Source organism: Pseudomonas sp. LF-5 (genome assembly GCF_037626295.1).
GTDB classification, from domain to species: domain Bacteria; phylum Pseudomonadota; class Gammaproteobacteria; order Pseudomonadales; family Pseudomonadaceae; genus Aquipseudomonas; species Aquipseudomonas monsensis.
The window spans coordinates 42417-63035 of the sequence record NZ_JARKMT010000004.1 but is presented as its reverse complement, the minus strand read 5'-3'; the positions used below and the strand labels follow the sequence as shown (position 1 = coordinate 63035).

Here is a 20619-nt window from a genome sequence, read left to right as displayed (position 1 = left end):
TCGCGGGGCTCGAGCGAGCGCTGCCAGGACAGGTCAGACGGATGACGAGCCATCCTGGCTCGCTTCAAATAACGCCATGGCCTCGACATGTGCCGTCTGAGGAAACATATCGAGAATCCCGGCACGTTTTAACCGGTAGCCCTGTTTGATCAATTCGACCGTATCGCGCGCCAGAGTTGCAGGGTTGCACGACACATACACCAACCGCTTCGCGCCCAGGGTCGCAAGCTTGCGCACCACCTCGAAAGCACCGTCACGCGGTGGGTCCAAGAGTACCGCAGAAAAGCCGTTTGCGATCCACTCGGCATCGCTCAAAGGCTGGGATAAATCGGCTTGAAAAAACTTTGTGTTATGCAAATTGTTACTAGCGGCATTCGCCGCAGCGCGCTCGACCATGGTCTGCACACCTTCGACCGCCACCACTTCCCGCACGCTTTTGGCCAGCGGCAAAGCAAAGTTGCCGAGGCCGCAGAACAGATCCAGCACGCGTTCGTCGCTGCCGGGTTTCAGCCAGTCCAGCGCTTGCGCAACCATCGCTTCGTTGACGCCGGCGTTGACCTGAATGAAATCCCCCGGGCGGTACGCCAGATCGAGATCCCACTGTTCCAGGCGATAGCCCAGCGACTGCGAAGCATCGACCGGTTGCGGCTCGCCTTCGCCATGCAGCCACAATTGCGCTTCATGGAACTGGCAGAACTCCTTGAGGATCGTCAGGTCCGCTTCGGACAACGGCGCCATATGACGCAGCAACACCGCCAGCGCCGAGCCGCTGAACAACTCGACATGCCCCAGCGCCTGCGGTTTGCTCAACCGACGAAGCATCTCCGGCAACCGGGTCATGATTGGTTGCAAGGGCTGTACCAGCACCGGGCATTCGCTGATCGCGACGATGTCCTGACTGCCGGCGGCGCGGAAACCGACTTCGAGTTTCTTCGCCTTCATGTCCCAGCGCACAGCGATGCGGGCGCGACGGCGATAGCCGAATTCAGGTCCGGTCAGCGGTGCTGCCCATGCTTCAGGTTCGACACCGGCAACGCGCGACAATTGCTCGGCGAGCATGCGCTGTTTCAGGGCAAGCTGTTCGCCGTGGGGCAGATGCTGGACGCTGCAACCACCGCAACGACCGGCGTGCGGACAGGGTGCCGGGCGGCGCAATTCGCTGGCCTTGAACACGCGCTCGGTGCGCGCCTCGACCACTTTGCCGTGGGCGCCGAGCACCCGCGCCTCGACCTCTTCACCCGCGAGGGCGCCGAGGACAAACCAGGTGCGGCCTTCGAAAAACGCGATACCGCGACCGTCATTGGCCAGACGCTCGATGGTCAGGCGCTGCTTTTTGCCGGTCGGAATTTGCGCGGCCTTGCTGCCGCCGGTGGGCTGGAAGCGCAGGCCTCTCTCATGCTTGGCCATCAGTTGGGCGCGTCGAAAATGCCGGTCGACAGGTAACGGTCGCCACGGTCGCAAATGATCGCGACGATCACCGCGTTTTCAACTTCTTTGGACAGGCGCAGCATCGCTGCCACCGCACCGCCCGAGGACACGCCGCAGAAGATGCCTTCTTCGCGGGCCAGACGACGGGTGACGTCCTCGGCTTCGCTTTGCGCCATGTCGACGATGCGGTCGACGCGGTCGGCCTGATAAATCTTCGGCAGGTATTCCTGCGGCCAGCGGCGGATGCCGGGAATGGCCGAGCCTTCCATCGGTTGCAGACCGACGATCTGCACGTTGTCGTTCTGCTCTTTCAAGTAGCGCGACACGCCCATGATGGTCCCGGTGGTGCCCATCGAACTGACGAAATGGGTGATGGTGCCCTGGGTCTGGCGCCAGATTTCCGGGCCGGTGGTGGTGTAGTGCGCTTCCGGATTGTCGCCGTTGGCGAACTGATCGAGCACCTTGCCACGGCCTTCGGCTTCCATGCGCTGAGCGAGATCGCGAGCGCCTTCCATGCCCTCTTCCTGGCTGACCAGAATCAGCTCGGCACCGTAGGCGGTCATCGCTGCCTTGCGTTCGGCACTGGAGTTGTCCGGCATGATCAGGATCATCTTGTAACCCTTGATCGCGGCGGCCATCGCCAGGGCGATCCCGGTGTTGCCCGAGGTCGCTTCGATCAGCGTGTCGCCGGCGTGAATCTGCCCGCGCAACTCGGCGCGGGTGATCATCGACAGCGCCGGACGGTCCTTGACCGAACCCGCCGGGTTGTTCCCTTCGAGCTTGAGCAAAAGGGTATTGCTGGTGGCGCCAGGCAGGCGCTGCAAACGAACCAGCGGAGTGTTGCCGACGCAATCGGCGATGGTTGGGTACTGCAAGGTCATGGCGTATTCGCAATCCAGACGTGCGGGGGCGCCTATCATACCGGCAAACCTGCGCAGGCCATATCACGCAAAGTGCGGTGCTTATGGTTTATGGGAATAAGGGATTGAAAGTCGCACCAGTGGTGCGACTTTGCCGTGGGTCACCTTAGTGGGCGGTGATGCGTATGGCCTCTTCGCGAGCAGGCTCGCTCCCCCCGGGGGATCAGCGTTGATCACACAATCTGCGGCGAACCGGGTTCAACTGTGGGAGCGAGCTTGCTCGGAAAGGCGTCAGTCGGCCCAACACCGTCATCAGCAACCAAGCGCAAATTCAAGCGCAACCCCGCCCCGCTGTTCTCCGCCCAAATACTTGCGCCCTGACGCTGCACGGCATTGCGCGCGATGCTCAACCCCAAGCCAAATCCACCGTCTCCGGGCCGCGAGCCGTCGAGGCGGGTGAACGGCGAGAAGATCCGCTCCAGATCCCCTTCCGCCACTCCGCCGCCCTGATCCTCCAGCCACAAATGCCAGTAATCGCCGTCACGCCGTCCGTCGAGGCTCACGATGCCGCCCTCGGGCGAATGTCGAATGGCATTGCGCAGGATGTTCTCCAACGCCTGCGCCAAGGTGTTGAGGTTGCCGCGCACCCAGCACGACGACGGCACCGCACACTGCAATTGCAGGCTCGGCCAGCCGCTTTCATAACAGGCGTTATCCGTGAGCATTTCCCACAGAGCCTGAATCTGGATCGCCTCGTCGGGCAACGGCGTGCGGTCGGTGTCGAGCCAGGCCAATTGCAAGGTGTCCTCGACCAGCCGCTGCATGCCGTCGACTTCACGGCCGATGCGATCGCGCAGTTGCCGCAGATCCTGCTCGCTTTCGCTGGCCACACGCAGCCGGCTCAGAGGCGTGCGCAATTCATGGGACAAATCGCGCAACAGTTGTTGCTGCAAGGCAACGGTCGATTGCAGGCGCTCGGCCATCGAGTCGAAGGCGCGGGCCAGTTCACCGAGCTCGTCCGGCCGCTGGGTGATGCCGCTCGACAGCCGCACATTCAGTTGATCGGCGCGCCAGGCGTTGGCCTGTTCGCGCAGGTTGTTCAGCGGCACCACCAGCAGGCGATACAGGCCGACGCACAGCAATAAAGTAAACAGTCCAGGGATCACGCCGTTGGTGATCACCCGCCAGAACACCCGGTACTTCCCCGGCAGAAAACGTTCGGGCAGTTCAATCACTAAACTGCCGGTAGCAGGATCATGGGGAAACGGCACGCGCAACCACGGTCGGCCCTGCTTGTGGATTGGCCAGTCAAGCCCGCGCAAAAACGTCAGGCGCTGCACTTCCTGATCATTCAACGGTTCGCTGCTCAGCGACTGCAAGTTGCGGTCGATCACGCCAGCCCAAGCGGCCTCACGCAATTCCATGCTCTGCAACCAGCTATCAATACCGTCACGCTGACCGCGCTGCCAGGCCCGTTCGGCCTCAGCCGCATACCGGGTAAGCGTGCCGCGCGCCTCATCGGAGAGAAACTGATTGCGCTCCTCCATGTAGCGACCCCATGACCAGCTCAGCCAGATCATCAGCAGACAGAACGCGACCAGCAGACACGCCAGTTTCCAGAACAGCGAATGGCGCCCCGGCAATTCAGAGCGCTTCATCGGCACGGCCACTCAATACGTAGCCCTTGCCCCACACCGTGCGCACTTCCCGCTCGGTGTAGCCGATGGCCTTGAGTTTGCGGCGGATCTGGCTGATGTGCATGTCGAGGCTGCGATCGTGTGCCGCATAGCCGCGTTGCAGAACGTGCTGATAAAGGAAGGCCTTGCTCAAGACTTCCTCGTCATTGCGCTCGAGGGTTTCCAGCAAGCGGAATTCGCTGCGGGTCAGGCCGGCCGCCTGGTCGCGGAAAAACACCTCGCACTGTGCGTCGTCAAAGCGCAGGGTTCCCGTGGTCAACGGCGTTGCAAGCGCCGGCGGACGCCGATCAAGGGCCACCCGTCGCAGGATCGCTTCGATGCGCACGTGCAACTCGGCAATGCTGAACGGCTTGGGCAAATAATCATCGGCGCCCAGGCGAAAACCACTGATGCGATCCGCCTCGGCGCCCAGCGCCGACATCAGTAACACCGGCGTCGAATGGCTCTGGCGCAATTGCGTCAGCACATTCAGTCCGTCCAGCCCGGGCAACAGAATGTCCATCAACACCACGTCGAACGGCTGGCGTCGGGCGATGCTCAGGCCCTCCTGGCCGTTCTGGCACCAGGTCACCAGAAAGCCGCTGCGGCCCAGCTGTTCGTGAACGTAGGCGCCGAGGACCGGATCGTCTTCGATGGAAAGAATGCGCGGCTGGCCAACGGAAACAGGAGTCATGAGTATCTGCAAGTCATTCTCAGTTGAGCGGCGATTATTCAAGATTGCCGGGCGTGGGGCAACACAAGCTTGACCTGCCGGACAAACGCGCACCGGCGCGGCGACCGATGGCGCGCGCATTTTTCCGGAGATTGCCTGCGAGCAAATCGCTACACTGCGCCCATGTCGCGTGCCGGATGCACGCATGAGTCAACGGATCAGCGGGATGCAGGAGATGGGCGTGCTCAAAAAACTGGGAATCAAAGGTCGCGTGTTGTTGCTGACCCTGTTGCCGACCAGCCTGATGGCGTTGGTGCTGGGCGGTTACTTCACCTGGACGCAACAGTCCGACTTGCAGACCCAATTGATGCAGCGCGGCGAAATGATCGCCGAGCAACTGGCGCCGCTGGTCGCCCCCGCCATGGGCCATGGCAACAACGACCTGCTCGAACGCATCGCCACCCAATCCCTCGAACAACCGGACGTGCGCGCGGTAACCTTTCTGGCGCCGGATCGCTCGCCGCTGGCCCACGCCGGCCCGACCATGCTCAATCAGGCCCCCACCGGCGACAGCACGCAGTTGCAACGGCGCAGTGGCAATGACGCGACCCGCTACCTGATGCCGGTCTTCGGCAAACACCGCAACCTCGCCGGCGAACTGATTCCAGCCGAATCCGACCGGTTGCTCGGCTGGGTCGAACTGGAGTTGTCGCACAACGGCATGTTGCTGCGCGGATATCGCAGCCTGTTCGCCAGCCTGTTGCTGATCGCCGCCGGCCTGGCCGGTGCCGCTCTGCTCGCAGTGCGCATGGGCCGCACCATCAATCGGCCGCTGGGCCAGATCAAGCAAGCCGTCGCGCAACTCAAGGACGGCCACCTGGAAACCCGTCTGCCGCCCCTCGGCAGTCAGGAACTGGACGAACTGGCCTCAGGCATCAACCGCATGGCCGGCACCTTGCAGAACGCCCGCGAAGAATTGCAGCACAGCGTCGATCAGGCCACCGAAGACGTGCGCCAGAACCTGGAAACCATCGAAATCCAGAACATCGAACTGGATCTGGCGCGTAAAGAAGCACTGGAAGCGAGCCGGATCAAATCCGAATTTCTCGCCAACATGAGCCATGAAATCCGCACGCCGCTCAACGGCATTCTCGGCTTCACCCACCTGTTGCAGAAAAGCGAACTGACCCCGCGCCAGCTCGACTATCTGGGCACCATCGAAAAATCCGCCGACAGCCTGCTCGGGATCATCAACGAGATCCTCGATTTCTCGAAGATCGAGGCCGGCAAACTGGTGCTCGACCATATCCCGTTCAACCTGCGCGATCTGTTGCAGGACACCCTGACGATTCTGGCCCCGGCCGCCCACGCCAAGCAGTTGGAACTGGTCAGTCTGGTCTATCGCGACACGCCGTTGTCGCTGGTCGGTGACCCACTGCGACTCAAACAGATCCTCACCAACCTGGTCAGCAACGCGATCAAGTTCACCCGCGAAGGCACCATCGTCGCCCGCGCCATGCTTGAGGACGAACACGAAGACAGCGTGCAACTGCGCATCAGCATTCAGGACACCGGCATCGGCCTGTCGAATCAGGACGTGCGCGCGTTGTTTCAGGCCTTCAGCCAGGCCGACAATTCGCTGTCGCGGCAACCCGGCGGCACGGGCCTGGGGCTGGTGATTTCCAAGCGTCTGATCGAACAGATGGGCGGTGAAATCGGGGTCGACAGCACGCCGGGCGAAGGGTCGGAGTTCTGGATCAGCCTGAGCTTGCCGAAAACCCGTGACGATGCCGAAGACCTGCCTTCGGCGCCGCTGCTCGGACGGCGCGTCGCCTTGCTGGAAAGCCATGAACTGGCGCGCCAGGCGTTGCAGCATCAACTGGAAGACTGCGGCCTCGACGTCACGACCTTCAATACCCTGGAAACCCTGACCAATGGCGTCACCGGGGCCCACCAGACCGATCAGGCGATTGATCTGGCGGTGCTCGGCATCACCAGCAGCGACATGCTGCCGGAACGCCTGAACCAGCATGTCTGGGACCTCGAGCACCTGGGCTGCAAAGTGCTGGTGCTGTGCCCGACCACCGAGCAAACGTTGTTTCACCTCTCGGTACCGAACCCGCACAGCCAGTTGCAGGCCAAACCGGCCTGCACGCGCAAGCTGCGCCGGGCGCTGTCGGATCTGGCCAACCCGCGCCAGCCGCGCAATGAGCCGGGCGAGCCGCTGTCGAGTCGCGCGCCGAAAGTGCTGTGTGTCGATGACAATCCGGCCAACCTGCTGCTGGTGCAGACCCTGCTCGAAGACATGGGCGCCAAGGTGCTCGCGGTGGAAAGCGGCTACGCGGCGGTGAAAGCGGTACAGGCCGAGTCCTTCGACCTGGTGTTGATGGACGTGCAGATGCCCGGCATGGACGGACGCCAGAGCACCGAAGCCATCCGCCAGTGGGAAAGCGAACGGCACTGCACACCGCTGCCGATCGTCGCCCTCACGGCCCACGCCATGGCCAACGAGAAACGTGCGCTGCTGCAAAGCGGCATGGATGACTACCTGACCAAACCGATCAGCGAGCGGCAACTGGCGCAAGTGGTGCTGAAGTGGACCGGCCTGGCCCTGCGCAATCATGGACCGGAGCGGGTCAGCGACAGCGCCGCGGCGAACAATGAACTGCCGGTGCTCGATCACGAAGAAGGTCTGCGCCTGGCCGCGGGCAAGGCGGATCTGGCGGCAGACATGCTGGCCATGCTCCTGGCTTCGCTGGAAGCCGACCGCGAGGCCATTCGTGCAGCGTGTGAAAGCCGTGACCAGAACGCCCTGATCGAACGCGTCCATCGCCTGCACGGCGCCACCCGTTACTGCGGCGTGCCGCAATTGCGCGCGGCCTGCCAACGCAGCGAAACCCTGCTCAAACAAGGCGACCCCAAAGCCGTGGCGGCGCTGGAAGAACTGGAGCGGGCGATCAACCGCCTCGCCGCTCAAGCGAGGATCAGCGCCTGATCCACGACAATGCCGATGCCGCGCGCTCACGCTAAGGTAGTGGCAGGTCGATACTGACCGGCCACGCTGTTCCAGGAGGAATTCATGCGCACGATTGTTTTCAGCAGCCAGACCTACGACCGCGAGAGTTTTCTCGCCGCCACCTGTCCGGCCGGCCTTGAGCTGCACTTTCAAGCAGCCCGGCTGAGCCTCGATACGGCGGCCCTGGCCGAACATCACGAGGTGGTCTGCGCCTTTATCAATGACGATCTCAGTGCACCGGTGCTGGAACGCCTGGCCGCCGGCGGCACACGGCTGATCGCCTTGCGCTCGGCCGGTTACAACCATGTCGATCTGGTCGCGGCGAAACGCCTGGGCCTGTCGGTGGTGCGCGTCCCGGCCTACTCGCCACATGCGGTGGCCGAGCACGCGGTGGCACTGATCCTCGCGCTCAACCGGCGTTTGCACCGTGCCTATAACCGCACCCGCGAAGGCGATTTCAGCCTGCACGGCCTGACCGGTTTCGATCTGGTCGGTAAAACGGTCGGTGTGGTCGGCACCGGGCAGATCGGCGCGACCTTCGCGAAAATCATGCATGGCTTCGGCTGTGAACTGCTGGCCTACGACCCCTTTCCCAACCCCGCCGTGCTGGCGTTGGGCGCGCGTTATCTGAGCCTGCCGGAACTGCTCGCGCAATCACGCATCATCAGCCTGCACTGCCCGCTCAACGAGCAAAGCAGGCACTTGATCAACCGTGACTCACTGGCGCACATGCAAGCGGGCGCCATGCTCATCAACACCGGACGCGGCGGTCTGGTGGACACGCCGGCGCTGATCGACGCGTTGAAGGACGGTCAACTAGGCTATCTGGGGCTGGATGTCTATGAGGAGGAAGCGCAGCTGTTTTTCGAGGACCGTTCCGACCTGCCGTTGCAGGACGATGTGCTGGCGCGTCTGCTGACGTTTCCCAACGTGATCGTCACGGCGCATCAGGCGTTTCTGACCCATGAAGCGCTGGGCGCGATCGCGGCGACGACCTTGCACAACATCGCGACCTGGGCGGCAGGATCGCCGCAGAACCAGGTCGAAGGTTGAGGGTTATTTCGGCGAGAGCGAGGACGCCAGAATCAGCAGGCCCAGCCAGCCGAAACCGAACAGCCGCTGTTTCGCCGAATGGCCGTTGCGCAGCAGGAACCAGACAAACACCATCGGCAGCAGAAACACCATGATCTTCAGCCAGCCCTCCACCGGACGGCTGCCGTCGGCATTGACGTGAGCCTCCACCGCTTGCGCGGCTTGCTGGCGACGGCGACGCCCCGCGGCGGCCGGCATCACTTTCGGTAGCGGCTCGGCGACCGGAGGCACGACAGCAGCCTCGGGGACTGCCCGGTTGCGCGGCAGGCTACCGAACGAAATTGTCGATGCCTGCGCCGGCCCCGCTTGCACGTGCGCCTGTACCGGTTGCTCCGCCATCGGAGCCCCGCAATGAATGCACGCCTGGGCTTCGGAGCTGATGCTCCGCTTGCATTCATAACATTCGATCAGCGCCATGTTCCGTTCCTTCAGAGTCGAGGGCGGCAGTTTGCCATGAGCGTCGGTCGATTTGAACCGGATCGAAGGTCGCACGCGTGCACCATTCTGCAATCGAGCCCGTGCTAGCATGTCGCGCATATTTGGAGGACCCATGGTCGAACACGATTTCCGCTACACCCTGATGAACCCGCAACACACCCTCACCGAATGCCGCGCCCTCGTACCCGGCCGCTATCAGGTTACCGGCAACGGTGGCTCGATCCGCATCGGCGATACCCTGTTGGTGACCCTCAAAGGCAGCAAGGACTTGTCCATGCGCCTGACCGTCGAAACCGTGCGCCACCTGATCAACCCGCCGGGTCAATGGACCGCGATGACCACGGGCCCGGTGTTCGGCGAACTGGCGATTCACACCTGGCAGGTCAACTGCGACAGCTGCGCCAAAGAGCTGAGCTTCGAATTCGCCGTGGACGCCAAACTGGGCAAGGCCGCCGAGCAACCGGCCGCCACGGCGCGCATCGCCGAGCTGGGCTGGAAAGCCGTCGGCGACAAGCACCTGTGCCCGAAATGCCAGGAGCCCGCGTGATGAAAGGCCTGGCCCTGACTGCGCTGATCGGTGCAGGCCTGGTTGGCTGCGCCGCGGAGCCTGTGCAGTTGCAGCAGAACCGCAGCTACATTCTGGAGTGGATCGGCGAGCGACCATTGATGGATTACAGCCATCTGACCGTGACCCTCGGCGACGATGGCCGCGCGTATGGCAATGGCGGCTGCAATCACTGGTTCGCGCCGTACACCCTCGACGGCGACAAGCTGAGCTTCGGCAAAATCGGCAAGACCCGCAAACTCTGCGCACCCGCGTTGATGGAGCAGGAACAACGCTTCCTGCAGGCGCTGCAAGGCGTCGAACGCTGGGACGTCTCGCCGATCGAGCAGATGCGTTTCTGGCCGGCGGAAGGCAAGCCATTGCGTTGGTGGCTGGAAGAGGGTTAACCCTCAGGCCGCCAAAGCCCTCACCCTAACCCTCTCCCAGAGGGAGAGGGGACTGATTGGGGGATATTGAAGAGGTACGCCGACCTGAAAGGCCTTCACCGAATCCATAATCGACTGGATTTTGCTTTGGCGAACCCATAATCGACTGGACCTTGCTTTGGCGAATCCATAATCGACTGGATCTTGCTTTGGTGAATCCATAATCGACTGGACCTTGCTTTGGTGAATCCATAATCGACTGGACCTTGCTTTGGTGAATCCATAATCGACTGGATCTTGCTTTGGTGAATCCATAATCGACTGGACCTTGCTTTGGCGAACCCATAATCGGCTGGATCTTGCTTTGGCGAATCTACAATCGGCTCGATCTCTCAGGTCGGTGTAGCTCGCCAGACACCTCGGTCGGCCCCCTCTCCCTCCGGGAGAGGGCTGGGGTGAGGGGCTTTTGACGTTACTTGGTCGCTTGTAGCGCCTCAAGCTTCGCCATCACCCCCGCCGCCGTCTGCTCGCCCATCAACTGCTCACGCACCTTGCCCTTGTTGTCGATGATGTAGGTCACCGGCAAGGCCTCACTGCGCGGCACGTCGAACAGGTCCGCCGGATCCTGCGCCAGCACGGTGAACTGGATGCCCAGCTTCTCGCTGGCAGACTTGAGATCCTCACCCTGCACGTTGTCAAAGTTGACCCCGAACACGCCGATGTTCTTGCCTTTCAGCTCCTCAGCCAGATGATTGAGTTCCGGAATTTCCGTGCGGCAAGGACCGCACCATTCAGCCCAGTAGTTGAGCACCACCCATTGTTTGTCCAAACGCTCGGACGCGACTTTCTGGCCGTTCTGGTCGATCCCGTAATCATTGCCGCAGCCCCCCAACATCAACGCCCCGATCATCGTCAATGCCGCTGCCAATCGCCGTGTCATGTCATGTTCCCTGGTCAAAAATTGAATGCGCCTGCGACCCAACGCCTCTGACGGTTCTGGATTGCGCGCTGCACAGTTAGAATAGCCGCCACTTTACGCCAGAAGCGACCCGCCATGACCGATCTGACGCTTTATCACAATCCGCGCTGCTCGAAATCCCGCGGCGCACTGGAGCTTCTCGAAGCCCGCGGCCTGACTCCGAACGTCGTGCGTTACCTGGAAACCCCGCTGAACGCGGCGCAAATCAAGGCCCTGCTCGGCAAGCTCGGGATCAGCGCACGCCAGTTGCTGCGCACCGGGGAAGATGAATACAAAATGCTTCAACTGGCCGACACAAACCTCAGCGAAGCGCAATTGATCGCCGCCATCGCCGAACATCCGAAGCTGATGGAGCGACCGATTCTCGAAGTCGGCGACAAGGCCGTGATCGGTCGTCCGCCGGAGCAGATCCTGGAGTTGCTGCCGTGAGCGCGCCGTACATTCTGGTGTTGTATTACAGCCGCAGCGGCTCGACCAGCGAGATGGCCCGGCAGATTGCTCGCGGTGTCGAGCAGGCCGGCCTCGAAGCGCGCCTGCGCACCGTGCCGGCGATCTCCACCGAGTGTGAAGCGGTGGCCCCGGACATTCCCGACGAAGGTGCGCTCTACGCCACCCTCGATGACCTGAAGAACTGCGCCGGCCTGGCCTTGGGCAGCCCGACCCGCTTCGGCAACATGGCCGCGCCGCTGAAGTACTTCCTCGACGGCACCAGCAACCTGTGGCTGACCGGTGCACTGGTGGGCAAACCGGCTGGCGTGTTCACCTCCACCGCCAGCCTGCACGGCGGCCAGGAAACCACTCTGCTGTCGATGATGCTGCCGCTGTTGCACCACGGCATGCTGATCACCGGCCTGCCGTACAGCGAGTCGGCGCTGCTGGAAACCCAGGGCGGCGGCACGCCTTACGGCGCCAGCCATCACGCCGGGGCGGACGGTAAAAAAGGCCTCGATCAGCACGAAATGGCACTGTGTCGCGCGCTGGGCCTGCGCCTGGCCAAGACCGCACAAAAACTGGAGGGCTGAGGGTGGCGAAGAAGCCGAAAGTCCTGCCCTCCGTCGAGTGGCTCGAACCCCGCGTCAAGGCAATGCGGATCATCAGCCTGCTGTGCTTCTTCGGCCTCGCCGGGCTGCTCGCCGCTTACTACCTGGTGTTCGCCGACCTGCACGGCGCCCGACCGTGGGTGATTCTGCTGGTCGAGCTGATCCCGTGGATCGTTCTCGCACCGGCGATGATCATGGGCAGCGCCCGCGGGCATTCGTGGATGTGCTTTGTGGTGAACCTGTATTTCATCAAGGGCGCACTGGCGGCCTATGACCCGAGCCGCCAGCTGTTTGGCGTGTTGGAGATGGTCGCCAGCCTGGCGCTGTTCTGTTCGGCGCTGCTGTATGTGCGCTGGCGATATCAGTTGAATCGCAAACTGGCGGGTGAAGGCGAAGTCTCCGTCGCCTGACAAACCGCTATCGCTGGCAAGCCAGCTCCCACAGGTTTCTGTGTCGAACACAAAGTTGTGTTTCAACACAGGCCCTGTGGGAGCTGGCTTGCCAGCGATTAGAGCGACGCGGTCTTAATGATTGACGGTGTACGCGAGCATCATCGAAATCTGGCTCATCGGCCGCCCGCCACTCTGTTCATGCCACTGGTTGAACGTCTCCTGCACAATCGCCAGATCGCGCAGGCTGGTCGGGGCTTTGTCGACGATCTTTTGTGCATTCAGCGCGGCGACCACGTCGTAGCTCGGCACGAAGGTATCCTTGCCGACCATGCGCAAAAAGCGTGGCGCCGACAGCCCGCCCAGCTGACTCCCGTGCTTTTTCAGGTAGGTCCACAGACCGACGATATCGGTCACCGGCCAGTCAGCGATCAGCGCGCCGAAACTGCCCTTCTCCTTCTCGACATCGAGGATGAACTGCGCATTGCGCGGCACGCTCTTGAGCTTGCCCAGGTGGCGAATGATCCGCGCGTCCTGCATCAGGCGTTCGAGGTGCTCGGCGCTCATCAGCACGACTTTTTCCGGGTCGAACTTGAAGAACACGTCCTCGAAGGCCGGCCACTTGGCGTCCACCAGACTGTGCTTGAGCCCGGCGCGGAACACGCGCAGGGCCATGGTCGAGAGGTAGCGGTCGTCGCTGATCTTGCGCAATTGCGCCGCGGTCTTGGGAACGGGCAGATGGGCTTCCAGTTCAGCCGCCGAACCGAAGCGGTTCAGACAGTATTCGTGCAGCCACTTGTAATCGCGCATGCCCTCTCCCGGGAAATGAAAATGAAATTCTACCTTTGAACACAAAACACTGTGGGAGCAGGCTTGCTCGCGAAAGCGGTATGCCATTCAACATTGATGTCGGCTGACACGACGCCTTCGCGAGCAAGCTCGCTCCCACATTTGAAGTATGTTTACAGGTTGACGACGTTAACGAAGCGCGAAGCCGCTGTTTCGTCGATCTTCAGGCTGGTGAAGTCGAACAGATTGCGGTCGGCCAGTTGCGACGGCACCACGTTCTGCAGACTGCGGAAGATGCTTTCGGTTCGACCCGGGGTCTTGCGCTCCCAGTCCTGAAGCATTTCCTTGACCACCTGACGCTGCAGGTTTTCCTGCGAACCGCAGAGGTTGCACGGGATGATCGGGAAAGCCTTGAAGTCCGAGTAGGCCTGGATGTCCTTCTCGTTGCAGTAGGCCAGCGGGCGGATCACCACGTTACGGCCGTCATCGGCACGCAGTTTCGGCGGCATCGCCTTGAGGGTGCCGTTGAAGAACATGTTGAGGAAGAACGTCTCGACGATGTCATCGCGATGGTGACCGAGGGCCATTTTGGTCGCGCCGATTTCGTCGGCAAAGGTGTACAGCGTGCCGCGACGCAGGCGCGAGCACAGCGAGCAGGTGGTCTTGCCTTCCGGCACCAGCTCCTTGACCACCGAGTAGGTGTCTTTCTCGACGATGTGGTACTCGACGCCCAGCTCTTTCAGGTAGGCCGGCAGCACGTGCTCGGGGAAACCCGGCTGCTTCTGGTCCATGTTCACCGCGACGATCTCGAACTTGATCGGTGCAACCTTCTGCAGGTGCATCAACACGTCGAGCATGGTGTAGCTGTCCTTGCCTCCGGACAGGCAGACCATGACCTTGTCGCCGTCTTCGATCATGTTGAAATCGGCGACCGCTTCGCCGGCCAGGCGGCGCAGGCGCTTTTGCAGTTTGTTCTGGTTGACCGTAAGAGTGCCCATGACGCGAAATCCGTGAGGTGTGACGAAAGGCGGGCATTTTACGCAAAAACCCCGTGGGGGCGAAGGGCCGAGAGTCTGCCCCATTCTTCCGAGGTCTGCATTGCCCTCTGTGGCGAGGGGATTTACCCCCGATCGGCTGCGCAGCAGTCGTCAAACCATCCATCGCGAAGTATCGGGAAAATAGAGTTCTGAGGTTTTGGGGCGGCTTCGCACCCCATCGGGGATAAATCCCCTCACCACAAATGTATTTCAAAGATAAAAAAGAGCTGATGCCAAGACCCCAAGGCGATTAAGCCCCGTATTTACAGCGCGATTTGCTCTAAGCCCCTAGTCCCAGTGCGGTTAAGACCTTTCTATACTGCGTCATAAGGTCGCACACATCTGAAGACCTGTATTTGCTCGGCCACCTTGGCCCGTAGGCGCTCCGCTGGGGGGCGATGGCAATAACAAGAGGAGTGACTGGCATGATCCATCACGTAGTGGGACTGTTTACCCACCCCGATCAGGAATGGAAGGAGATCCGTGGCGACCAAGAGGAAAGCATCAGCCACATGTACCTGACCCACACGCTGATTCTCGCGGCGATTCCGGCCGTTTCGGCGTTTATCGGCACCACCCAGGTTGGCTGGGTGATCGGCAACCGGGCGCCGGTGATGCTCACCGTGGAAAGCGCGATCTGGATGACTGTGATGTCATACCTGGCGATGCTCGGCGGGGTCGCGGTGATGGGCGCTTTCGTGCACTGGATGGCGCGCACCTATGACGCCAACCCGAGCCTGGCCCGTTGCGTCGCGTTCGCCACCTACACCGCAACGCCGCTGTTCGTCGGCGGCCTGGCGGCGCTGTATCCGCACATGTGGCTGGGGATGATCGTCGGCACGGCGGCCATTTGCTACACGGTCTACCTGCTGTACGTCGGGCTGCCGACGTTCATGAACATTCCCTCGGACGAAGGCTTTCTGTTTTCCAGCTCAGTGCTCGCGGTCGGTCTGGTGGTGCTGGTGGCCATCATGGCGTTCACCGTGATTGTCTGGGGCCTCGGCGTAGGGCCGGTGTATACCAACTGACATGATTCCCCCCCCCGAGAACGACAAGATCTGCCAATACAGGCCGCCGCAAGGCGGCCTTCTCGTTTGGCGGATGACCATTCGGCAGGTCGGCGATTCGCAAGTCCGGGAGGTTGCGGCATACTCGACGCCTCTGGAGATCCATCAAGCATGCCCGAGCAACTCAATACCCGCGTCGAAGACTGTTACCAACTCGCAGAAGCCTTTTTCAAACGTCATTTCCAACGCCCCGTCGTCAGCCTCAAGCTGCGCGGGCAAAAAGCCGGTGTCGCGCATCTGCACGAGAACCTGCTGCGCTTCAACCCGCAGCTGTACCGGGAAAACACCGAACACTTCCTCAAGCAGACTGTGGCCCACGAAGTCGCGCACCTGATCGCCCATCAACTGTTCGGCGACCGCATCCAGCCACACGGCGAAGAGTGGCAACTGATCATGCGCGGGGTCTATGAGCTGCCGCCGGATCGCTGCCACACCTACGCCGTCAAACGCCGCAGCGTGACCCGCTACATCTACAAATGCCCGTGTGCCAACAGTGATTTTCCGTTTTCGGCACAGCGTCATAGCCTGGTGCGCCAGGGGCGACGGTATTTGTGCCGTAGATGCCGCAACACCTTGGTATTCAGTGGTGAGATGCGGGTGGAATAGTCAGTGTTCATCTGGACCGCAGGGCCTCATCGCTGGCAAGCCAGCTCCCACAGTTTCCAGGTGCTCACAGGCTCTGTACACGACACATAACCTGTGGGAGCTGACTTGCCAGCTCCCACAGTTTCCAGGTGCTCACAGGCTCTGTACACGACACATAACCTGTGGGTGATGACTTGCCAGCTCCCACAGTTTCGAGGTGCTCACAGGCTCTGTATACGACACAAAACCTGTGGGAGCTGGCTTGCCAGCGATGAGGCCGGTACAGGCCCTAAAGAATGACTTTGGAAGCACGCAACTCGGCAATCCGCTGCGCTCCAAACCCCAACTCCCCCAACACCTGCTCCGTATGCTGGCCCAACCCCGCCCCGACATGTCGCGGTGCCGGCAGCGCCTCGGAGAACTTCAGCGGACAGGCAATCTGCGCCTGCGTCGTACCATCCCCACGCGGCACCTGGGTCACCACTTCCCGCGCCTGCAACTGGGGATGCAGCACCGCCTCGCTCAGATTCAGCACCGGCTCGACACAGGCATCGACCCCGGCGAACAATTCACACAGCTCGGCAAAGTCGTGTTTCTCGAATTCCACTTTCAGTGCGTCCTTCAATAACCGCTGCTGCTCGGGCTTGGGCGACAAGCCCTGCGCCGCCAGCTCTGGCCGGCCCAACGCCGTACACAGTTGCTGCATGAAGGCCGGCTCCAGACTGCCCACCGACAGCCAGCGCCCGTCACGCGAGCGGTAATAGTCATAAAAGCTGCCGCCATTGAGCATCTGGTCTTCCCAGTGCGGTTCCTCGTCACAGGCCAGGTAACCGGCACCGGCCATCGCGTTCAGACTGAACGCGCAATCGGTCATGCTCACGTCCAGATGGGTGCCCTGTCCGTTCTGTTGCCGGGCAATCACCGCCGCCAGCAGGCCGATCACGCCGTGCAGCGAACCACCGGCGATATCCGCCACCTGCATGCCCAGCGGCAACGGACCGCTGTCGGCGCGACCGGTATAACTGGCCAGCCCGGCCAGTGCGAGGTAGTTGATGTCATGCCCGGCGCGATCCTTGTACGGCCCGGTCTGACCGTAACCGGTGATCGACACGTAAATCAGCTTCGGGTTGATCGCCTTCAACGCTTCATACCCCAGGCCCAGGCGCTCCATCACTCCGGGGCGGAACTGCTCCAGAACAATGTCGTAGTCGCCCAGCAACTGCCTGATTACCTCCAGCGCCTCGGGCTGCTTGAGATCCAGCGCGAGGCTGCGCTTGTTGCGGTTCAGATAAGCGTGGCTGGCCGACACGCCCTGATCGTGGGGCGGCAGCACCCGCAGCAGATCCATACGGCTCGGCGATTCAATGCGCAGCACCTCGGCGCCCATGTCCGCCAGCAACAGCGAGGCGAACGGCCCGGGCAGCAAGGTCGAGAAATCCAGAATCTTCAGTGAGGCCAGCGGCGCAGACATGGGCGAACTCCTTGAGCGATGCACCCAGCCTAGGCAGCGATGCCGCGTCCGGCAATCACCGGATGCATCAGCGGCAGTGACCGTAATGCTCAAATCGCAGGCAATAAAAAACCTGCCGAAGCAGGTTTTCTATTGCCTGTGTGGTGAGGGAGCTTGCTCCCTCACCACAAGGTATTACCAAATTGCAGTTACTTCACGCTGCTCGGGGTTGGGCCTTCAGCCACACCCAGGTCATCTTCTTCACGTTCGTCCGAGATACCGCGACCGCCCGAGGCCAGCTCGGTTTGCAGTTGATCGGTATCCAGTTCCTTGACCCACTTGGCAACCACGATGGTCGCAACAGCGTTACCGACCAGGTTGGTCAGTGCGCGGGCTTCGGACATGAAGCGGTCGATACCGAGGATCAGCGCCAGACCGGCCACCGGCAGGTGGCCGACCGCCGACAGGGTGGCGGCCAGCACGATGAAGCCCGAACCGGTGACACCAGCCGCGCCTTTGGAGGACAACAGCAGTACCAGCAGCAGGGTGATCTGGTGGGTGATGTCCATGTGGGTGTCGGTCGCCTGAGCGATGAACACGGCCGCCATGGTCAGGTAGATCGACGTACCGTCGAGGTTGAACGAGTAACCGGTCGGGATCACCAGACCCACTACCGATTTCTTCGCGCCCAGACGCTCCATCTTGATCAGCATGCGTGGCAGTGCCGATTCCGACGAGGACGTACCCAGTACGATCAACAGTTCTTCACGGATGTAACGCACCAGTTTAAACACGCTGAAACCGTGAGCACGGCAGATCGCACCCAGCACCAACACCACGAACAGGATGCAGGTGATGTAGAAGCAGATCATCAACTGGCCCAGTTGCACCAGCGAGCCGACACCGTAGGCACCGATGGTGAAGGCCATGGCACCAAATGCACCCAGTGGCGCCAGTTTCATGATCATGTTGATGATGTTGAACATCACGTGGGCGAAGCGATCGATCATGTCCAGCAGCGGACGACCGTACGAACCCAGGCGATGCAGGGCGTAGCCGAAGATCACCGAGAACATCAGCACTTGCAGGATGTCACCGGTGGCGAAGGCGCCGACGATGGTGTTCGGAATTACATTGAGGAGGAAACCGACAATGCTCTGGTCTTTACTGGCCGTCACATAAGTGGCGATTTTCGAGGCGTCCAGGGTGGTGACGTCGATGTGCATGCCGGCACCCGGTTGCACAACGTTGACCACGATCAGACCGATCAGCAGGGCAATGGTGGAAACGATTTCGAAGTACAGCAGCGCGTAGCCGCCAGTCTTGCCCACGGATTTCATGTTCTGCATGCCGGCGATGCCGCTGACAACGGTACAGAAGATGATCGGGGCGATGACCATTTTGATCAGTTTGATGAACCCGTCACCCAGCGGCTTGAGGGCCACACCGGTCTGAGGGTAGAAGTGACCAAGCAGGATGCCGATGGCGATGGCAACGATCACCTGGAAATACAGGGATTTGTACAGTGGCTGACGAGTCGTCATTGCAGTTTTCCTCAAGCGTCCCGCGTAGCAACATCCATCTGTTGGCCGCGAAACCTTAATTGCGAACCCTCCTGCACTGGAGGGATTTGTTGTTGGAGCAGCGTTTTCCATCAGGTGAAACGCACGCTTCTGTGGCTTGTATCGCAAACGTCGTGCCACTTTGGTGCGATTGCCTACAAGCCTTTTGATGTCAGGGATTACACGTGCATGAATGTCACCATCCGGTGACTCATGTGTGGCGGATTTCCGCCAACCAGACGCTTCTGGTCCTGCAATTTGGCGGAAATCCGCCTTGTAGGTGCATCCGGCCGCCGGCTACCATCCGGCGCCTGAGGAAGGATCTGCCGCTTATGCGCGAACGCACCATCGCCAGTCATTTCGCCCGTGCTGCCCTCGGTGGCGCACGTCGCCTGGGTTTCGATTATTCGAACCTGCTGTCGCAACTGGGCATCAGCCCGGAATTGCTGGATGAACCCCGCGCGCGCATAGCTCCGGAACAATTCACCCGGTTGATCCAGAACCTGTGGCTGGCCCTGGACGACGAATACCTCGGTTTCGGCCACGCACCCAGCAAACCCGGCAGTTTCGCCATGATGTGCCATGCCTCGATTCACTGCCGCAATCTGGAGAAGGCACTGCAACGCGGTTTATTGTTTTATAGCCTATTCCCGCAAGCCCCGCGCCTGAGCCTGCGCCGCGAAGACGAATGGGTGCGCCTGAGTCTCGATGATGCGCAGCTATGGGATCCGGATCACTTTCTCAGCGAAAGCCTGCTGGTGATCTGGCATCGCCTGGGCAGCTGGATGATCGGCCAGCGGATTCGCCTCGAACAGGCCACGTTCAGCTACCCGCGCCCCGCCCATGGTGCGGAATACGAGTTGCTGTTCCCCTGCCCCACGACCTTCGGCGCCGGGCAGAGCAGTCTGGTCTTTCACAGCCGCTACCTGCACATGCCGTTGTTGCAGGACGAACGCACCCTCAAGCATTTCCTCGAGCGCTCCCCCGCCGACCTGCTCTCGCGACCCGACGACGGCGACAGCCTCAGCAGCCGCCTGCGCCGCTTGCTCAGCCGCGACAGTGCGCGCTGGCCGGATCTGGAGGCGGTGGCCGCGCACCTGCACATCAGCCCGCAGACGTTGCGCCGGCATTTACGTGAGGAAGGCACCAGTTTTCAGGCGCTGAAAGATCAGTTGCGGCGGGATATCGCCATTTACCATTTGGGCCGCGCGGATCTGTCGTTGCAACAGATCGCCGAGCAGCTCGGGTTTTCCGAGCCGTCGGCGTTTCACCGGGCGTTCAAGAAGTGGACGGGGCTGACGCCGGGGGCTTATCGGGCGCAGGAGCAGTGATCTGCTCGCAGCCTGTGGCGCCTTGACTGGCCTGATCGCTGGCAAGCCAGCTCCCACAGTGTCCGAGCCGAACACAAAATCCTTGAACGACATCGAAACCTGTGGGAGCTGGCTTGCCAGCTCCCACAGTGTCCGGGTCGAACACAAAACCCTCGAACGACATCGAAACCTGTGGGAGCTGGCTTGCCAGCTACAGTGTCCGGGCCGAACACAAAACCCTCGAACGACATCGAAACCTGTGGGAGCTGGCTTGCCAGCGATGGCGCCCGAAAGGCCG

The 20619-nt window shown here is 61.4% G+C and carries 20 protein-coding genes; 10 read left to right on the top strand and 10 right to left on the bottom strand.

The window, feature by feature from the left end:
* Window positions 1–33 precede the first annotated feature (33 nt).
* The 4 genes from rlmD to PseuLF5_RS15030 all read right to left on the bottom strand — a co-directional run bounded on the left by rlmD (window position 34) and on the right by PseuLF5_RS15030 (window position 4658).
* The gene (gene rlmD / locus PseuLF5_RS15045; protein WP_322376217.1) at window positions 34–1407 is read right to left on the bottom strand and encodes a 23S rRNA (uracil(1939)-C(5))-methyltransferase RlmD; all 1374 of its coding nucleotides are present in this window, start codon (window positions 1405–1407) and stop codon (window positions 34–36) included.
* Window positions 1407–2309 carry a cysteine synthase CysM gene (gene cysM / locus PseuLF5_RS15040; protein ID WP_177490603.1) on the bottom strand — a complete coding sequence of 301 codons (903 nt, stop codon included), beginning with the start codon at window positions 2307–2309 and terminating at the stop codon, window positions 1407–1409. The genes rlmD and cysM overlap by 1 nt, the downstream gene beginning before the upstream one ends.
* A gap of 212 nt (window positions 2310–2521) precedes the next feature.
* A complete protein-coding gene (locus tag PseuLF5_RS15035) occupies window positions 2522–3946 on the bottom strand; it encodes a sensor histidine kinase (protein WP_340133900.1) in 1425 nt (474 codons plus the stop codon).
* On the bottom strand, window positions 3933–4658 hold the full coding sequence (locus tag PseuLF5_RS15030) for a response regulator transcription factor (RefSeq protein ID WP_340133899.1): 726 nt from the start codon (window positions 4656–4658) through the stop codon (window positions 3933–3935). Before PseuLF5_RS15030 ends, PseuLF5_RS15035 begins: the two co-directional genes overlap by 14 nt.
* A 220-nt stretch (window positions 4659–4878) precedes the next feature.
* Here PseuLF5_RS15030 and PseuLF5_RS15025 point away from each other — a divergent pair, with 220 nt between their 5' ends.
* Window positions 4879–7632 (top strand): response regulator, encoded by a 2754-nt coding sequence (locus tag PseuLF5_RS15025; protein ID WP_123467316.1) that lies wholly within the window; start codon window positions 4879–4881, stop codon window positions 7630–7632.
* A gap of 84 nt (window positions 7633–7716) precedes the next feature.
* Complete coding sequence (locus PseuLF5_RS15020; RefSeq protein ID WP_123466906.1) at window positions 7717–8706, top strand: 2-hydroxyacid dehydrogenase; 990 nt, start codon at window positions 7717–7719, stop codon at window positions 8704–8706.
* A gap of 3 nt (window positions 8707–8709) precedes the next feature.
* On the opposite strand, the gene PseuLF5_RS15015 is transcribed toward PseuLF5_RS15020, so the two are convergent.
* Window positions 8710–9162: a hypothetical protein gene (locus PseuLF5_RS15015; RefSeq protein ID WP_340133898.1), complete on the bottom strand. Its 453-nt coding sequence runs from the start codon at window positions 9160–9162 to the stop codon at window positions 8710–8712.
* Window positions 9163–9295: 133 nt separating this feature from the next.
* Between PseuLF5_RS15015 and PseuLF5_RS15010 the strand changes: the two genes are divergently transcribed.
* Window positions 9296–9730 carry a hypothetical protein gene (locus tag PseuLF5_RS15010; RefSeq protein ID WP_123466910.1) on the top strand — a complete coding sequence of 145 codons (435 nt, stop codon included), beginning with the start codon at window positions 9296–9298 and terminating at the stop codon, window positions 9728–9730.
* On the top strand, window positions 9730–10134 hold the full coding sequence (locus PseuLF5_RS15005; RefSeq protein WP_123466912.1) for an META domain-containing protein: 405 nt from the start codon (window positions 9730–9732) through the stop codon (window positions 10132–10134). The genes PseuLF5_RS15010 and PseuLF5_RS15005 overlap by 1 nt, the downstream gene beginning before the upstream one ends.
* Window positions 10135–10585: 451 nt before the next feature.
* Here the strand turns inward: PseuLF5_RS15005 and PseuLF5_RS15000 are convergent, their stop codons facing one another.
* Complete coding sequence (locus PseuLF5_RS15000) at window positions 10586–11053, bottom strand: TlpA family protein disulfide reductase (protein ID WP_267802486.1); 468 nt, start codon at window positions 11051–11053, stop codon at window positions 10586–10588.
* Window positions 11054–11167: 114 nt separating this feature from the next.
* Between PseuLF5_RS15000 and arsC the strand changes: the two genes are divergently transcribed.
* From arsC to PseuLF5_RS14985, 3 genes are read left to right on the top strand one after another with little or no spacing between them, the layout of a single operon-like run.
* The gene (arsC, locus tag PseuLF5_RS14995) at window positions 11168–11521 is read left to right on the top strand and encodes an arsenate reductase (glutaredoxin) (RefSeq protein ID WP_123466916.1); all 354 of its coding nucleotides are present in this window, start codon (window positions 11168–11170) and stop codon (window positions 11519–11521) included.
* Window positions 11518–12114, top strand: a complete 597-nt coding sequence (gene wrbA, locus PseuLF5_RS14990) for an NAD(P)H:quinone oxidoreductase (protein WP_123466919.1) — start codon at window positions 11518–11520, stop codon at window positions 12112–12114. The genes arsC and wrbA overlap by 4 nt, the downstream gene beginning before the upstream one ends.
* Window positions 12115–12116: 2 nt before the next feature.
* On the top strand, window positions 12117–12542 hold the full coding sequence (locus PseuLF5_RS14985; protein WP_123466921.1) for a DUF2069 domain-containing protein: 426 nt from the start codon (window positions 12117–12119) through the stop codon (window positions 12540–12542).
* 114 nt (window positions 12543–12656) lie between these two features.
* Here PseuLF5_RS14985 and PseuLF5_RS14980 read toward each other — a convergent pair whose 3' ends face one another.
* On the bottom strand, window positions 12657–13331 hold the full coding sequence (locus PseuLF5_RS14980) for a DNA-3-methyladenine glycosylase I (protein ID WP_123466922.1): 675 nt from the start codon (window positions 13329–13331) through the stop codon (window positions 12657–12659).
* Window positions 13332–13483: 152 nt separating this feature from the next.
* Window positions 13484–14308, bottom strand: coding sequence for a tRNA 2-thiocytidine(32) synthetase TtcA (gene ttcA / locus PseuLF5_RS14975; RefSeq protein ID WP_123466926.1), 825 nt, complete (start codon window positions 14306–14308; stop codon window positions 13484–13486).
* A gap of 464 nt (window positions 14309–14772) precedes the next feature.
* On the opposite strand from ttcA, the gene PseuLF5_RS14970 reads away from it, so the two are divergent.
* Together PseuLF5_RS14970 and PseuLF5_RS14965 are read left to right on the top strand one after the other, a co-directional pair.
* Entirely contained in the window at window positions 14773–15375 is a 603-nt protein-coding gene (locus PseuLF5_RS14970) for a Yip1 family protein (protein ID WP_007917515.1), read from the top strand.
* 150 nt (window positions 15376–15525) lie between these two features.
* Window positions 15526–16020 (top strand): SprT family zinc-dependent metalloprotease, encoded by a 495-nt coding sequence (locus PseuLF5_RS14965; RefSeq protein WP_336347321.1) that lies wholly within the window; start codon window positions 15526–15528, stop codon window positions 16018–16020.
* 268 nt (window positions 16021–16288) lie between these two features.
* Here the strand turns inward: PseuLF5_RS14965 and PseuLF5_RS14960 are convergent, their stop codons facing one another.
* Both PseuLF5_RS14960 and PseuLF5_RS14955 read right to left on the bottom strand, forming a co-directional pair.
* A complete protein-coding gene (locus PseuLF5_RS14960; RefSeq protein ID WP_340133896.1) occupies window positions 16289–17470 on the bottom strand; it encodes a CaiB/BaiF CoA transferase family protein in 1182 nt (393 codons plus the stop codon).
* A 188-nt stretch (window positions 17471–17658) separates the two neighbouring features.
* Entirely contained in the window at window positions 17659–18993 is a 1335-nt protein-coding gene (locus PseuLF5_RS14955) for a dicarboxylate/amino acid:cation symporter (RefSeq protein ID WP_123466930.1), read from the bottom strand.
* A gap of 350 nt (window positions 18994–19343) precedes the next feature.
* On the opposite strand from PseuLF5_RS14955, the gene PseuLF5_RS14950 reads away from it, so the two are divergent.
* On the top strand, window positions 19344–20342 hold the full coding sequence (locus PseuLF5_RS14950; protein WP_123466933.1) for an AraC family transcriptional regulator: 999 nt from the start codon (window positions 19344–19346) through the stop codon (window positions 20340–20342).
* Window positions 20343–20619: the final 277 nt, after the last annotated feature.

Excerpts from the sequence above, each read along its gene's own strand:
- rlmD (WP_322376217.1), bottom strand. The coding sequence starts at position 1,407 with ATGGCCAAGCATGAGAGAGGCCTGCGCTTCCAGCCCACCGGCGGCAGC.
- cysM (WP_177490603.1), bottom strand. The coding sequence starts at position 2,309 with ATGACCTTGCAGTACCCAACCATCGCCGATTGCGTCGGCAACACTCCG.
- PseuLF5_RS15035 (WP_340133900.1), bottom strand. The coding sequence starts at position 3,946 with ATGAAGCGCTCTGAATTGCCGGGGCGCCATTCGCTGTTCTGGAAACTG.
- PseuLF5_RS15030 (WP_340133899.1), bottom strand. The coding sequence starts at position 4,658 with ATGACTCCTGTTTCCGTTGGCCAGCCGCGCATTCTTTCCATCGAAGAC.
- PseuLF5_RS15020 (WP_123466906.1), top strand. The coding sequence starts at position 7,717 with ATGCGCACGATTGTTTTCAGCAGCCAGACCTACGACCGCGAGAGTTTT.
- PseuLF5_RS15015 (WP_340133898.1), bottom strand. The coding sequence starts at position 9,162 with ATGGCGCTGATCGAATGTTATGAATGCAAGCGGAGCATCAGCTCCGAA.
- PseuLF5_RS15010 (WP_123466910.1), top strand. The coding sequence starts at position 9,296 with ATGGTCGAACACGATTTCCGCTACACCCTGATGAACCCGCAACACACC.
- PseuLF5_RS15005 (WP_123466912.1), top strand. The coding sequence starts at position 9,730 with ATGAAAGGCCTGGCCCTGACTGCGCTGATCGGTGCAGGCCTGGTTGGC.
- PseuLF5_RS15000 (WP_267802486.1), bottom strand. The coding sequence starts at position 11,053 with ATGACACGGCGATTGGCAGCGGCATTGACGATGATCGGGGCGTTGATG.
- arsC (WP_123466916.1), top strand. The coding sequence starts at position 11,168 with ATGACCGATCTGACGCTTTATCACAATCCGCGCTGCTCGAAATCCCGC.
- PseuLF5_RS14980 (WP_123466922.1), bottom strand. The coding sequence starts at position 13,331 with ATGCGCGATTACAAGTGGCTGCACGAATACTGTCTGAACCGCTTCGGT.
- ttcA (WP_123466926.1), bottom strand. The coding sequence starts at position 14,308 with ATGGGCACTCTTACGGTCAACCAGAACAAACTGCAAAAGCGCCTGCGC.
- PseuLF5_RS14970 (WP_007917515.1), top strand. The coding sequence starts at position 14,773 with ATGATCCATCACGTAGTGGGACTGTTTACCCACCCCGATCAGGAATGG.
- PseuLF5_RS14965 (WP_336347321.1), top strand. The coding sequence starts at position 15,526 with ATGCCCGAGCAACTCAATACCCGCGTCGAAGACTGTTACCAACTCGCA.
- PseuLF5_RS14960 (WP_340133896.1), bottom strand. The coding sequence starts at position 17,470 with ATGTCTGCGCCGCTGGCCTCACTGAAGATTCTGGATTTCTCGACCTTG.
- PseuLF5_RS14955 (WP_123466930.1), bottom strand. The coding sequence starts at position 18,993 with ATGACGACTCGTCAGCCACTGTACAAATCCCTGTATTTCCAGGTGATC.
- PseuLF5_RS14950 (WP_123466933.1), top strand. The coding sequence starts at position 19,344 with ATGCGCGAACGCACCATCGCCAGTCATTTCGCCCGTGCTGCCCTCGGT.